Source organism: Pseudoxanthomonas sp. LjRoot143, assembly GCF_964252945.1.
In the GTDB taxonomy this organism is placed as follows: Bacteria; Pseudomonadota; Gammaproteobacteria; order Xanthomonadales; family Xanthomonadaceae; genus Pseudoxanthomonas_A.
This window is the reverse complement of record NZ_CAXUPM020000001.1, coordinates 2,460,551-2,472,877: the sequence shown is the minus strand read 5'-3', so window position 1 is coordinate 2,472,877 and position 12,327 is coordinate 2,460,551. Positions and strand designations below refer to the sequence as shown.

The following is a 12,327-nucleotide window of genomic DNA, read 5'->3' as shown; positions in this document are numbered from 1 at the left end:
AAGAAGATCGGGCACCGATTTCTTCGTGAATTTTTTCTTACAGCAGCTGGATCAGTACGCGCCGGGCACCAGCACGTGGCGCGAACGCACGCGGATCTCGCGCGCGTCCGCCGTCGTGGCCAGTGACGGTTGCTCGTCGAGGAAGGCGCGCAGCGAGGCGAGATCGTTCGCCTGCAGGTTGCCGGTCAGACGCAACGCACCGGCCACGTTGTCGTCCACGTGCAGGCGCACGCGGTTCATGCGGTTGAAGCGGTCGGCAATGTCGCGCAGGGGCTCGTCGCGGAACACGACGCGCCGGTCCCACCAGGCGGTCAGCACGTCGCTGTCTTCCTGGCTGATGTGTACCCGGCGATCCGCCTGCGCGATGCGCGCGGCCTGGCCCGCCTGCAGGTCGGCCAGCAGCCGTCCGGCGCCGTCCTCATCGACCACGTGGATGCGGCCTTCGGTGACACCGAAGCGCGCCTGGTCGCGTTGCAGCGAAACATCGAATGTGGTGCCGATGTCGCGCACCTCCATGCCGGCCGCGCGGACGGTGAAGGGTCGTCGGCCGGGCGCGACCACGAAGCTCGCCTGGCCGCGGGTCAGCGCCACGCGGCGGTGGAACAGGCCGAGCGAGACACTGGCTTCGCTTTCCGCATTGAGGTGCAGCACGGTGCCGTCATCCAGCGCGAAGACGCGCGGCTCGCCATGCGGCGCAAGGTAATGGCGCGGCGAAGGCGATACCGCTTGCCAGCCGGTGGTGACCGCCAGCAGCAGCGTCGCCGCGGCAGCCGCGCGCGGCAACCAAGTACGGCGCGTCGCGCGCGCGGGCGGATGCTCGATGGCTCGTGTACGGCCCAGCGGGATGATGTTGGCGTGATCCGCCGGACGGCCGGCAATGAGTGCATCGGTCTCCGCATCGGCCGGCAGGGTGCGCAGGGCTTCCCCCAGCTCCGCGGTCACGCGTGCCATCGCGAGGTATTCGCGCAGATGGTCGGGCGACGCGACCAGCCAATCCATGAAACGCTGCTGGTCGGTCGCGCTCAACGCGCCCTCGCGCTGCAACAGATGCCAGTGCGCGGCTTCCTCGGTGGCGCTCATCCTGCCGAAGCGGCGGTCGCTCATCGGGCGTCCCCGACCGCGCGGCGGCACACCGCCAGCCCGCGCACGACGTGCTTCTTCACCATGTGTGGGGAGACACCCATGCGGTCGGCGATCTGGCGGTAGGTCAGGCCGTCGCGGTACTGCATGACCAGCACGGCGCGCGTGCATGCCGGCAGGCCGGCGAGCAGGACGTGCATGTGCTGCTGGCGCTGCGCGCGCTCGGTCGCGTCCTCGACGCCTTCCGGATTCGTCATCAGCGCGGCCACCTGTTCGACGTCTTCGATCGGCACCGGCGAGCGCTGCCGGCGCGCAGCCTGTTCGCGCGCCAGGTTGGTGGCGACGGTATAGAGGTAGGCCTCCGGATTGGCGATGCGCTCGCCACCGCCCTGGTGGGCACGCAGCAGGCGGAGATAGGTTTCCTGCACCAGGTCTTCGGCCTCGTCGTTGGCGCCGCGACGCGCGAAGAAACCACGGAGGGCGGGCGCCTGGTCGGTGAAGACGCGTGTCAGCGCCCGGATCGCCTGCTCGGCCAACGTGTCGCCCCGCCTGTCGGAAAACCCGGCAACGTACGCGAGCGGGATGACGCCGGCATGACAGGGGATCAGAGGCGTGCGATGCAACGCAACCGGATCGCGCCCGCGTCTACCTCGTGCATGTAAGCAGCCTGTTGGCGCAACGACGCCACCACGTCTGCCGCGGTGGCGTCCGCAGCGTTGCGCGCGCGGTACGTCACCTGGCCCCAGGCGACGGCATGACCTTCCTGGTACACCTCGTAGTCGGCGAAGTACTCACGCGGCGCGTCAGGTGCCGACGTGCACATCGCACTCGCACTCGGCGCAGCCCAGTTGTTCCAGCGCGATCTCCAGCGCCAGCGCATAGCTGCGTGCGCCGTAGCCATCGACCACCGCGAGGCGGCGTCCGGTGGAGGCAGGAAGGGAAGGTTCCTGTTCGCCCAGGCCGTCGTGCACTTCCACGTAGGGATGCGTCAGGCCCTGCACCGCACGCTGCAGCAGCGGATGGTCGGACAGCGTGCCGGGATCGAGCAGGGTGGCGCGGACGCCCCATTCGTTGGCCAGGCGCAGGGCGGTGAGCACTTCGGTGGTGGAACCGCAGCTGCGCACGGCCAGCGTCTGGCCTGCGCAGCCGGCACGCTGCACGAGTGCACCCAGCACGGACGGCGGCAGCGGGGGCGGTGGCGAGGTCAGGCGGTCGTGGTGTTCGGGGCCACGGATGACGAGGATGGACATGAGGGGCTCCGGCTCAGGCATGGAAGGCGTCCGCCGCGGTCGCACGGTCGAGGCGACGCAGGGCGATGGCGAGCGCCATCGCATAGGCGCGCGACAGGTCGTCGCGCAGGATGACGGTGACCAGCGGGGCGTGTTGCGGCTGCACGCGCGGCTCCAGTGCATGCGCGGCATCGTCGTGCACTTCGATGTAGGGCGACGGCAGGTCGTCGAGCGCAGCGCGCAGCGCGGTGGCCTGTGCGGTGTCGCGCAGGGCGAGGTCGCCGATGTCGAGCAGCAGCAGGTCGGTGCGTTCGCGGCGTGCGCGCCGCAAGCCGGCGATCAGCTCGCGGACGCTGGCGAAGGCGCGGCAGTGCAGCGCCTGTCCGGCGGCGCGGGCACGCTCACGCAGCGGACGGTAGAAAGTATGGGACGACGCGGAGAACGGCGGGATGGCGGCATGCGGGCCGCGCAGGATCAGGATGGACATGGGAGCGATGAAGCGCACCGGAGTGCGGTGACGCCACGATAGGGGGCGTGCGCGTAAAGCCTCTACCGCGTCCCGTGCCGCATCCCGTAAAGAACGCGTAGTGCGAGGACTATGCCGCTTCCAGTTCGCGTCGCATGCGCGCGTAGTCGCGCCGGTACTGGCGCGCCAACTGCGCCTTCTTCGTCGTGCTGAGGATGCGGCCGGATACCTGGAAGAACTTCTTCTCTTCCTCGCGCAGGTGGTGGTGCACCTTTTCCGACAGCTCGCGCGCTTTCTTCAGCCAGGACGCGTAACGGGGGTCGAGCGACTGGATGTCTTCCACCAGTTCGTCGATCTCGTGGTGCTCGTGAAGTGCATGGCGCGAGGAGTTCAGGCCGCGGTCGTCCATCAGGATGGGCACGTAGAGGAACCGTTCCTCCGCGGCGGCATGGGCGGCCAGTTCGATGCGCAGCGCGGTGAACAGGTCCAGCCGCTCGCGGGTGCCGGGTTTCGAGCGCAGCAGGCGGCGGCACAGCGAGCGCTGCGCCTCGTGGCTTTCGTGCAGGGCGTCGTAGATGGACTCGGGCATGGCGCGCTCGCGATGGCTGGCGGAGCGACAGCGTCCGTCACGCGATGTCGAAGCCGCGTTAACGGCGCATCGCGGACACTCGCTGTCCACAATCGGCACGGATACTGCCGCACCACCACCGGAGAGGCATCCATGGAAACCAACGAACTGCATCGCGGTCGCCTGATCGACCATATCCAGCTGGTCGTGCGCGACTTGAAGGCCAGCAAGGCGTTCTACAGCGCTGTGTTCGACACGCTGGGCGTACCGATGGGGGGCGAGGACGAAGGTTACTTCTGGGCGGACGAACTGTTCGTCTCCACCGCCGACAGCGAAGCGGCGCAGGGCACGCTGACCGGCCGGCACCATCTCGCGTTCCAGGCCAGTGACCGGGCGGCCGTTGAGGCATTCCACAAGGCCGCGCTGGCGAACGGTGGCACCGACAACGGCGCGCCGGGCGAGCGGCCTTACCACCCGGGTTACTACGCCGCCTTCGTGCTCGACCCCGATGGCAACAACATCGAAGCGGTCTACCACGGTGAAGCGAAACGCAGTGCGGCATCGGTGAAGATCGAGTTCTGATGTCATGACCCTTCTCCCCGCGTCGCGGGGAGAAGGTGCCCGCAAGGCGGATGAGGGGCAGCGCGCCGAACGTGGCAGCATCGCGAAACCTGATTCATCTCGCCTCCGTTCGCCCCTCACCCGGCTTCGGCACCCTCTCCCCGTTGCACGGGGAGAGGGGACGGTCATGGCTTACAGGAACATCCCGCCCGACGCTTCGATGCGCTGCGCGTTCACCCACCCCATCGCGGGCGACAGCAGCGAAGCGACCACGCCGCCGATATCGTCCGGCTGGCCGACGCGACCGAGCGCGGTCTGCGAAGCGACGAAGGCATTGAGCTGGGCGTTGTCGCGGACGGCACCACCGCCGAAGTCGGTTTCGATCGCGCCGGGCGCGACGATGTTCACGGCGATGCCGCGCGCACCGAGTTCCTTGGCCTGGTAGCGCGTCAGCACTTCCATTGCGCCCTTCATCGCCGCATAGGCGGCGTAGCCGGGCAGGGCGAAGCGCGTCAGGCCGGACGAGATGTTGACGATGCGACCGCCGTCGGCGATCAGCGGCAGCAGCGTCTGGGTCAGGAAGAACGGACCCTTGAGATGCACGTCGACCAGCGCGTCGAACTGCTCGCGCGTGGTCTCGGCTAAGCCGGCGTGCACGCCCATGCCGGCATTGTTGACCAGGTGGTCGACGCGATCGCGATGCCATGCGGCGAGCTGCGCACGCACCGCCTCGGCGAAGGCGTCGAAGCTGCCGCTCTGGCCGACATCCAGCGGCAGCGCCGCGGCGCGCTGGCCGAGTGCTTCGATCTCGGCGACGACGGCCGCGGCCTCGGCCTGCTGGCTGCGGTAGGTGATCAGCACATCGTGGCCCTGGCGGGCGACGGCGAGGGCCATGTTGCGGCCCAGCCCGCGGCTGCCGCCGGTGATCAGGGTGAGGGGGGAAGGGGTTGTGGTCATGGCAGGGCTCCAGTGGGGACGGGCGGTGGATTCACCGTAGCGCCACTGTATTGGGCGGCGATGGGCGGATAAATCGGCTTAAACTGATTGGACCGTTCGTCATGTAAGAACAATTGCTGGAGCCGTCATGAACCGCCTCGACGCCATGCAGGCCTTCGTCCGGGTCGCCGAGATGGCCAGCTTCACCCGCGCCGCCGACAGCCTGGGCCTGCCCAAAGCCAGCGTCTCGACGGCCGTGCAGCAGTTGGAGGCCTGGCTCGGCACCCAGTTGCTGCACAGGACCACGCGACGCGTGCAGATGACCCAGGACGGCCAAGCGTTCTACGAGCGCTGCCGCGACCTGCTGGCCGACATGGACGAGGTGCAGCATCTGTTCGCGCGCACGCCACAGGCACTGCGCGGCCGCCTGCGGGTGGACATGCCGGCGCGCTTCGCCCGCCACTTCGTGCTGCCGCATTTGCCGGACTTCCTGCAGGCGCACCCGCAACTGGAACTGGAACTCAGCTGCACCGACCGCCGTGTCGACGTGGTGCGGGAAGGTTTCGACTGCGTGCTGCGGGTCGGCACGCTGGCCGACACTAGCCTGGTGGCGCGACCGCTGGGCGAGCTGCGCGTGGTGACCTGCGCCAGTCCCGCATACCTGCAGCGCCATGGCGTACCGTCGTCCCTCGACGACCTGCAGGGGCATCGGCTGATCCACTACGCCAGCACCTTCGGTGGCAAGCCGGACGGCTGGGAGTACTGGGACGGCACGCAGTTCGCCAGCCTGCCGATGACCGGTGCACTGACGGTCAACAGTTCCGATGCCTATGAAGCCGCGTGCATGGCGGGACTGGGCCTGATCCAGGCACCGATGGCCGGGCTGCGTACGTTGATCGAACAGGGGCAGCTGGTGGAAGTGCTGCCGCAGTACCGCGCCGAACCGATGCCGGTGACGCTGCTGTATGCGCACCGCCGCCACCTGCCGCAGCGCGTGCAGGCGTTCATGGGCTGGCTGACGGAAACATCGCGTCCTTATCTGGACGCGTAGACCTCAGGCGGGCTGACGGCCGTGCGCGTCCGCGGTCGCGTGGCGCTTCACCAGCGTGCGGAAGAACGGACCGGTCAGCAGCGTCGACAGCACGGCCAGCGTGACGAGTGCAGCGAAGGCGTGCTCGGACAGCAGGCCGTGGTCGCGCAGGATGGTGGCGGCGACGATTTCCATCAGGCCCTTGCATTGCAGCAGCGCACCGACCGCGAGCGCTTCGCGCCGCGACAGCGTGGAGGCCGGCGGGCAGAGCATCACCGCGACCAGCTTGGCGACCACCGCCAGCACCAGCAGCACCAGCGAGGCCTGCAGCGACGCCCAGCCCAGCACGCTGCCGTCGATCTTCAGGCCGCTGTGGCCGAAGAACAGGGGCGCGAGGCCGATCAGGGCGATCTGGCCCAACCGTTCGACCGGCAGGCGCTTCGTCCAGGACGGCGGCACCATCGCGCCGCCGAAGTACGCGCCTAGCAGCGCATGCAGGCCGAGTTGCGAACTGGCCCAGGCGCCGGCGACGAGGAACACCGGCAGCGACAGCCACACAAGCCAGGTCGGCGGCGTACGCAGGCGCGACGCCAGCGATCCGGCCGCGGCGAGCACGATGATCACGCCCACCGCGAACACATGCGTGGTGGACGCGCCGGCCAGCAGCGAGCCGCCTTCGGCCACCAGCAGCAACAGCGCCAGGCCGGTCCACAGCACCGCGTCGTCGATCACTGCGATGCGCAGCGCGAGCTGGGTCAGCGGTCGATGCAGCGGACCGAGTTCGCGCACGATGCCGATCAGCACCGGCAGCGCACTGACCGCGATGCACAGGCCGATCGCCAGCGCGCCCATCCAGGCGCCGCCTTTCGGCGCTTCCCATCCCGGCAGGCCGGTGAAGTAGTAGTGCGCGGCCAGCGTGCCGAGCGCGAACGGCAGCAGCAGCGCCATGCCGGCGCTGGCGACGAAGCGCAGTGCCTGCGTGCGTGGCAGCGGCGTGGCATCGGCGGCGGTCGGCAGGTGCGCCGACTGGCGCGTCTCCAGGCCCGCGGTGAACGCGAGCAGCAGCACGCCGAGGAAGCCGATCTGGTCGCCGAGCTTCGACGGTACGCCCCAACTGGCCGGCAGCACGCCGATGGCCGCCAGCAACAGGCCGATGATGATCGGGATGACCGCGATCGGAATCGACCGCCCCAGCGCACGCCACGCGACCCAGGCAAGGCCAATGAAGATCAGGGCGTCGAGGGCGAGGGCGGCAAGATCGGGCATGGGCGGATGATAGCGGCGATTCCGCCGCTCGCCTCACATCCGGCGCGGACCGTGGCCCGGGTGTCGATCAGGGACTTGCGGGAATGCAGGTCAGTTCGACCACGATGCGGCCGCCGGCAGGCAGTGTGGGCAGCACGACGCCGCCGGTGGACTGCAGCGCCGCGACGGACACCGGCCCGCTGGCCACGCCGCCGGGGCACAGCGCGCCTCCGGTGCCCTCGCAGGTGGCGCTGCCAGGCGCCGGCGCGGCCAGGCATTCCAGATTCGCCACCGCGGGGTCGCGCAGCACCGTGCCGTTGGCGGCAGCAGGGCCGGCGTTGTCGATGGTCAGGGTGAATTCCATCGGTTCGCCGGCGACGACCTGTGCCGCACTGGCGGTCTTGGTGATGGACACATCCGCCTGGTTGGACACCGTGACCGATACCGTGTTGGAGGTGGCCGTCTTCGCTTCGTTGAGCGAGGCCGACACATAGGCGGTTTCCGCAGTGTTGGGGATGGTGGTGTACTGCGGCGCCGTGGCATTGACCTGCACGCGGAAGCGCACGCTGCCGCTGGTGCCCGGCGACAGCGTGCCGCCGACCAGGCCGTTCGCGCCCGTGCCCAGGCGGAACACGACGCGGTTGTTCGCGCTGTCGAAGTTGGCCTGATCGTCGCCGACGGCATCGCTCTTGGCGCCCGCGTTGGGGCCGGCGACGATCTGCAGCGAGCCGGGCACGTAGGTGGTGTTGGGAGGGATCGCATCCGTCACCACCACCTGCAACGCACCATCGTTGCCGGTGTTGCCGTAGGCGAGGGTGTATTCGAGGATGTCGCCCGTGCCCACGGTGCCGCCGTTGAGGTCGGTCACCGACTTCCTGAAGTTGGAATCGATCACCGGCTCGAACACCAGGGTCGAGAAGAGGATGGCAGCCGGGAAATAGGTTTCGCCGCCGGTGGTGAACGTCAGCGTGGCGGAGGTCGCGTTGTTGGGCAGCAGGGTGGTGTCGAACAGGTCGGCATCGAAGCCGAGCTGGTTGAGGTAATGCGGGCTCTTCGCGGTGAAGTGGGTGCCGCCGCTGCTGATCGTCGAGTTGAAGGCGTTGTTGGTGGGGTTGAGGCCGTTGCTGAGGTTGGTGCCGTTGACCTGGAAACTGTCGCCGGTGCTGTCCAGGTCGCCTTCGTAGGCGATGAACCCGACCCGCGATGCGACGGTACCGGTCGGTGGCGTGCGGAAGCCGGCGACCGAGGTGGTGATGGCGGTGGGCGCGCTGCTGTTGATCGTGGCGTAGCCGTCGAACACCACCATGTTGCGGGGCGGCAGGGTGGGATTGGTCACCACCACCACCAGCGACCAGCCCGCATAGCGGTCGGTGCCGCGGCCGGCCTGGATGCCGGCGACCTTGTAGACGCCGGAGCCGCCGGCCTGGACGCGCGAGGTCACGTCGGCCATCGCGGAGAAGCGGGTGCCGCTCACGTCCACCGTGGTCGCCGTGGTGTTGGCATAGCCGGATGCCGGCGTGGCGAAGCGCACCACGTTGCGACTGGCGGGTGCCGGCGCGGCGGCGGCGCCACTGCCGCTGGTGTCGGCACCCCAGTACAGGCCGGCGAACACCACCGTGCTGCCGGCCGGGATGGTCAGGGTGGCGGTCGAGGAATTCTGGGGCGAGGTGGTGACGTTGTCCGCATTCACCCAGTCCATCGAGAAACTGTTGTTGTTGAAACTGCTGCCGCCCTGGGCAGCCGTGCAGTTCGCCGCGGTGGCGGGGCAGGTCATCAGCGTGTTGCCGATGACCAGCAGGTCGCCACGCGCAGTGACGCTGTAGCGCGGGGTGTAGCCCCGGACCAGGGTGGAGGCGTCGGCGACAGCGGAGGCCAGCAGGCTCGCCAGACAGGCGAGAACAATCCAGAAAGGGCGGGGCCACGATCCCGTCGTCTGCATGCCGGCCGTGCGTGCTTGCGGAGCCAATCGCCCCATTGACGTGATATCACAGTGTGGCGTGAAGACCTCTTTACGCGCCCGATGGCGCAGGCGGCATGGCGCGATACGGGCCCGTGAAAAAAACGAGGCCCCGACATGCGGGGCCTCGCCGGACTAGCGGGGAGAAGCGGGTGCTTACGCTTCCACTTCGTCCTTGTACGCATCCACGGGGATGCAGGCGCACATGACGTTCTTGTCGCCGTAGACGTTGTCCACGCGCGAGACCGGCGGCCAGTACTTCTGCAGCTTCAACGTGGCCAACGGGAACGCCGCCAGTTCGCGCGGATAGGCGTGGGTCCACTCGCTGGCCATCACCATCGTGGCGGTGTGCGGCGCGTGCTTCAGCGGGTTGTCCTCGCGGTCCAGGCGGCCGTCCTCGACCGCGCGGATCTCTTCGCGGATCTCGATCATCGCGTCGATGAAGCGGTCCAGCTCGTGCTGCGATTCGCTTTCGGTCGGCTCGACCATCAGCGTGCCGGCGACCGGGAAGCTCAGCGTCGGCGCGTGGAAGCCGAAGTCGATCAGGCGCTTGGCCACGTCCTCGGCGCTGATGCCGGTGCGGTCCTTGATCGGGCGCAGGTCGAGGATGCATTCGTGCGCCACCAGCCCGTTGCGGCCGGTGTACAGCGTCTCGAAGTGCGGTTCCAGCCGCTTGGCGATGTAGTTGGCGTTGAGCAGCGCCACCTGGGTGGCCTTGCGCAGGCCGGCCGCGCCCATCAGCGTGATGTACATCCAGCTGATCGGCAGGATGCTGGCGCTGCCGAAGCTGGCCGCCGACACCATGCCCACGTCGCCTTCGCCGCCGAGCTTCTTCGGCAGGTACGGCGCCAGGTGCGCCTTTACCGCGCAGGGACCGACGCCGGGACCACCGCCGCCGTGCGGGATGCAGAAGGTCTTGTGCAGGTTGAGGTGCGAGACGTCCGAGCCCCACTTGCCGGGCTTGGCCACGCCGACCAGCGCATTCATGTTGGCGCCGTCGGTGTACACCTGCCCGCCGTGCTGGTGGACGATGTCGCAGATGGCGACCACGTCCTCCTCGAACACGCCGTGCGTGGACGGGTAGGTGATCATGATCGCGGCCAGGCGGTCGCTGTACTTCTCGGCGGCGCGGCGGATGTCCTCCACGTCGACGTTGCCGTTGGCATCGCACTTGGTCACCACCACGGTCATGCCGCACATCTGCGCGCTGGCCGGGTTGGTGCCGTGCGCGGACTCGGGAATCAGGCAGATGTCGCGGTGCGCTTCGCCACGCGCGCGGTGGTAGGCGCGGATCGCCAGCAGGCCGGCGTACTCGCCCTGCGCGCCGGAGTTCGGCTGCAGGCTGACGGCGTCGTAACCGGTGCATTCGACCAGCATCGCTTCCAGCTCGTCGATCAGCTGCGTGTAGCCCTGCGACTGCTCGGCCGGCGCGAACGGATGGATGTTGCCGAACTCCGGCCACGTCACCGGGATCATCTCGGCGGTGGCGTTGAGCTTCATGGTGCAGCTGCCCAGCGGGATCATGGTGCGGTCCAGCGCCAGGTCCTTGTCGGAGAGCGCGCGCATGTAGCGCAGCAGTTCGTGTTCGCTGTGGTGCGTGTTGAACACCGGGTGGGTCAGGAAATCGCTGGTGCGGCGCAGGGCGGCCGGGATCAGCGACGGTGCGCTGGCATCCAGCGCATCGACCGACGGCAGCGTGGCGCCTTCACCGGCGAACACGCCCCACAGCGCCTCGATGTCGGCGCGGGTGGTGGTTTCGTCCAGTGCGATGCACAGCGAGCCGTTGCCGCGCACGCGCAGGTTGAGGCGCGCGGCGCGGGCGCGGGCCAGGATGGCGTCGCGCGCATCGCCGGGTTCGACGCACAGCGTGTCGAATGCGCTGGCGTGCACGGCCGGATAGCCGATCTTGCGCAGACCGTCGGCGAGGATGGCGGTCAGGCGGGCGACGCGGCCGGCGATGCGCGCCAGGCCTTCGGGGCCGTGGTAGACGGCGTACATGCTGGCCATGACGGCGAGCAGCACCTGCGCGGTGCAGATGTTCGAGGTGGCCTTCTCGCGGCGGATGTGCTGCTCGCGCGTCTGCAGGGTCAGGCGATAGGCCGGCTTGCCTTCGGCGTCGACCGACACGCCGATCAGGCGGCCGGGCATGCTGCGCTTGTAGGCATCGCGGCATGCCATGAACGCAGCGTGCGGACCACCGAAGCCGAACGGCACGCCGAAGCGCTGCGAGTTGCCGACCACGATGTCGGCGCCCATCTCGCCCGGCGGCTTCAGCAGGGTCAGCGCCAGCAGGTCGGTGGCGACGACGAACAGCGCGTGGTGTGCGTGGATCGTCTCGGCATCCTTCGACCACTCTTCGACCCAGCCACTCGATGCGGGGTACTGCACCAGCACGCCGAAGTAATCACCGGCGGCGAGCTTCTCGTGGAAGGCATCGGTGGAGCGCACGACCTCGACGGTGATGCCGAGCGGTTCGGCGCGGGTGGCCAGCACTTCCAGCGTCTGCGGGTGGGTGTCGCCGGCGACCAGGAAGGTGTTCGACTTCGACTTGGCCGAGCGCTTGGCCAGCGTCATCGCCTCGGCGGCGGCGGTGCCTTCGTCCAGCAGCGAGGCGCTGGCGATCTCCATGCCGGTCAGGTCGGTGACCATGGTCTGGAAGTTGATCAGCGCTTCCATGCGGCCCTGCGAGATTTCCGCCTGGTACGGCGTGTAGGCCGTGTACCAGGCCGGGTTCTCGAGGATGTTGCGCAGGATGACCTTCGGCGTGTGCGTGCCGTAGTAGCCCTGGCCGATGAAGCTGCGGAAGACCTGGTTGCGGTCGGCGACGGCGCGGATCTTCGCCAGCGCTTCTTCCTCGTTGATCGGGGCGGGCAGGGCCAGCGGCTGCGCGGACTTGATGCTGGCCGGCACGATGGCGTCGGTCATCGCATCGAGCGAGGCGTGTCCGACCACGCGCAGCATGTGCGCGATCTCGGCGTCGTTGGGGCCGATGTGGCGTTCGAGGAACGCGCCGTGGTGCTCGAGCTCGCGCAGGGAGGGGGTGTTCGACATGGAAGGCATCCGGGAAGGGCAATGGGGACCGGCGCGCGGAAACCGCGCGTGGGATGCCCCTCTGTCCTTTTGCCTGAGAGTTTGGAAGCGCGCCGACGAGGAGGTCGCGCGCTTCGTGCCCCTTCGGCGCCGGCGCTGCCGCATGGGCGGCCGGTCTCTCCAGAGTGTCGTTGCAGTGGTGGTATCGGGCCTGAGCGATTACGG

Annotated in this window: 12 protein-coding genes and 1 riboswitch; of the genes, 2 read left to right on the top strand and 10 right to left on the bottom strand. The window is 68.8% G+C overall.

Translation table 11 applies throughout. The features are described from left to right. Positions 1 to 51 precede the first annotated feature (51 nt). From ACSQ1W_RS11955 to ACSQ1W_RS11930, 6 genes are all read right to left on the bottom strand, one after another. On the bottom strand, positions 52 to 1,104 hold the full coding sequence (locus tag ACSQ1W_RS11955) for a FecR family protein (RefSeq protein WP_436043739.1): 1,053 nt from the start codon (positions 1,102 to 1,104) through the stop codon (positions 52 to 54). Next, entirely contained in the window at positions 1,101 to 1,616 is a 516-nt protein-coding gene (locus tag ACSQ1W_RS11950) for an RNA polymerase sigma factor (protein WP_436046174.1), read from the bottom strand. Before ACSQ1W_RS11950 ends, ACSQ1W_RS11955 begins: the two co-directional genes overlap by 4 nt. A gap of 68 nt (positions 1,617 to 1,684) precedes the next feature. Beyond that, a complete protein-coding gene (locus ACSQ1W_RS11945) occupies positions 1,685 to 1,903 on the bottom strand; it encodes a hypothetical protein (RefSeq protein WP_225589484.1) in 219 nt (72 codons plus the stop codon). Then, positions 1,884 to 2,330, bottom strand: a complete 447-nt coding sequence (locus ACSQ1W_RS11940) for a 3-dehydroquinate dehydratase (RefSeq protein ID WP_436043737.1) — start codon at positions 2,328 to 2,330, stop codon at positions 1,884 to 1,886. The genes ACSQ1W_RS11945 and ACSQ1W_RS11940 overlap by 20 nt, the downstream gene beginning before the upstream one ends. A gap of 13 nt (positions 2,331 to 2,343) precedes the next feature. Continuing rightward, complete coding sequence (locus tag ACSQ1W_RS11935) at positions 2,344 to 2,796, bottom strand: hypothetical protein (protein ID WP_192271897.1); 453 nt, start codon at positions 2,794 to 2,796, stop codon at positions 2,344 to 2,346. A gap of 109 nt (positions 2,797 to 2,905) precedes the next feature. Next, on the bottom strand, positions 2,906 to 3,364 hold the full coding sequence (locus tag ACSQ1W_RS11930) for a hemerythrin domain-containing protein (RefSeq protein WP_436043735.1): 459 nt from the start codon (positions 3,362 to 3,364) through the stop codon (positions 2,906 to 2,908). Positions 3,365 to 3,496: 132 nt separating this feature from the next. Here ACSQ1W_RS11930 and ACSQ1W_RS11925 point away from each other — a divergent pair, with 132 nt between their 5' ends. Next, a complete protein-coding gene (locus tag ACSQ1W_RS11925) occupies positions 3,497 to 3,925 on the top strand; it encodes a VOC family protein (RefSeq protein WP_436043733.1) in 429 nt (142 codons plus the stop codon). Positions 3,926 to 4,096: 171 nt separating this feature from the next. Here the strand turns inward: ACSQ1W_RS11925 and ACSQ1W_RS11920 are convergent, their stop codons facing one another. Then, positions 4,097 to 4,861, bottom strand: coding sequence for an SDR family NAD(P)-dependent oxidoreductase (locus ACSQ1W_RS11920; RefSeq protein ID WP_436043731.1), 765 nt, complete (start codon positions 4,859 to 4,861; stop codon positions 4,097 to 4,099). 127 nt (positions 4,862 to 4,988) lie between these two features. On the opposite strand from ACSQ1W_RS11920, the gene ACSQ1W_RS11915 reads away from it, so the two are divergent. After that, positions 4,989 to 5,891: a LysR family transcriptional regulator gene (locus tag ACSQ1W_RS11915; protein WP_436043729.1), complete on the top strand. Its 903-nt coding sequence runs from the start codon at positions 4,989 to 4,991 to the stop codon at positions 5,889 to 5,891. A 3-nt stretch (positions 5,892 to 5,894) separates the two neighbouring features. Here the strand turns inward: ACSQ1W_RS11915 and ACSQ1W_RS11910 are convergent, their stop codons facing one another. The 3 genes from ACSQ1W_RS11910 to gcvP all read right to left on the bottom strand — a co-directional run bounded on the left by ACSQ1W_RS11910 (position 5,895) and on the right by gcvP (position 12,132). After that, positions 5,895 to 7,136, bottom strand: a complete 1,242-nt coding sequence (locus tag ACSQ1W_RS11910) for a cation:proton antiporter (protein ID WP_436043727.1) — start codon at positions 7,134 to 7,136, stop codon at positions 5,895 to 5,897. Between the two features lie 67 nt (positions 7,137 to 7,203). Next, positions 7,204 to 9,054 (bottom strand): hypothetical protein, encoded by a 1,851-nt coding sequence (locus tag ACSQ1W_RS11905; RefSeq protein ID WP_436043725.1) that lies wholly within the window; start codon positions 9,052 to 9,054, stop codon positions 7,204 to 7,206. Between the two features lie 174 nt (positions 9,055 to 9,228). Continuing rightward, positions 9,229 to 12,132: an aminomethyl-transferring glycine dehydrogenase gene (gcvP, locus tag ACSQ1W_RS11900; RefSeq protein ID WP_436043724.1), complete on the bottom strand. Its 2,904-nt coding sequence runs from the start codon at positions 12,130 to 12,132 to the stop codon at positions 9,229 to 9,231. A 42-nt stretch (positions 12,133 to 12,174) separates the two neighbouring features. Continuing rightward, positions 12,175 to 12,296, bottom strand: a riboswitch (glycine riboswitch). Positions 12,297 to 12,327 lie beyond the last annotated feature (31 nt).

What these genes read in the sequence shown, in the direction of transcription:
- ACSQ1W_RS11940 (WP_436043737.1), bottom strand. Translation starts at nt 2,330, where the DNA reads ATGTCCATCCTCGTCATCCGTGGCCCCGAACACCACGACCGCCTGACC.
- gcvP (WP_436043724.1), bottom strand. Translation starts at nt 12,132, where the DNA reads ATGCCTTCCATGTCGAACACCCCCTCCCTGCGCGAGCTCGAGCACCAC.
- ACSQ1W_RS11915 (WP_436043729.1), top strand. Translation starts at nt 4,989, where the DNA reads ATGAACCGCCTCGACGCCATGCAGGCCTTCGTCCGGGTCGCCGAGATG.
- ACSQ1W_RS11935 (WP_192271897.1), bottom strand. Translation starts at nt 2,796, where the DNA reads ATGTCCATCCTGATCCTGCGCGGCCCGCATGCCGCCATCCCGCCGTTC.
- ACSQ1W_RS11905 (WP_436043725.1), bottom strand. Translation starts at nt 9,054, where the DNA reads ATGCAGACGACGGGATCGTGGCCCCGCCCTTTCTGGATTGTTCTCGCC.
- ACSQ1W_RS11945 (WP_225589484.1), bottom strand. Translation starts at nt 1,903, where the DNA reads ATGTGCACGTCGGCACCTGACGCGCCGCGTGAGTACTTCGCCGACTAC.
- ACSQ1W_RS11920 (WP_436043731.1), bottom strand. Translation starts at nt 4,861, where the DNA reads ATGACCACAACCCCTTCCCCCCTCACCCTGATCACCGGCGGCAGCCGC.
- ACSQ1W_RS11955 (WP_436043739.1), bottom strand. Translation starts at nt 1,104, where the DNA reads ATGAGCGACCGCCGCTTCGGCAGGATGAGCGCCACCGAGGAAGCCGCG.
- ACSQ1W_RS11930 (WP_436043735.1), bottom strand. Translation starts at nt 3,364, where the DNA reads ATGCCCGAGTCCATCTACGACGCCCTGCACGAAAGCCACGAGGCGCAG.
- ACSQ1W_RS11925 (WP_436043733.1), top strand. Translation starts at nt 3,497, where the DNA reads ATGGAAACCAACGAACTGCATCGCGGTCGCCTGATCGACCATATCCAG.
- ACSQ1W_RS11910 (WP_436043727.1), bottom strand. Translation starts at nt 7,136, where the DNA reads ATGCCCGATCTTGCCGCCCTCGCCCTCGACGCCCTGATCTTCATTGGC.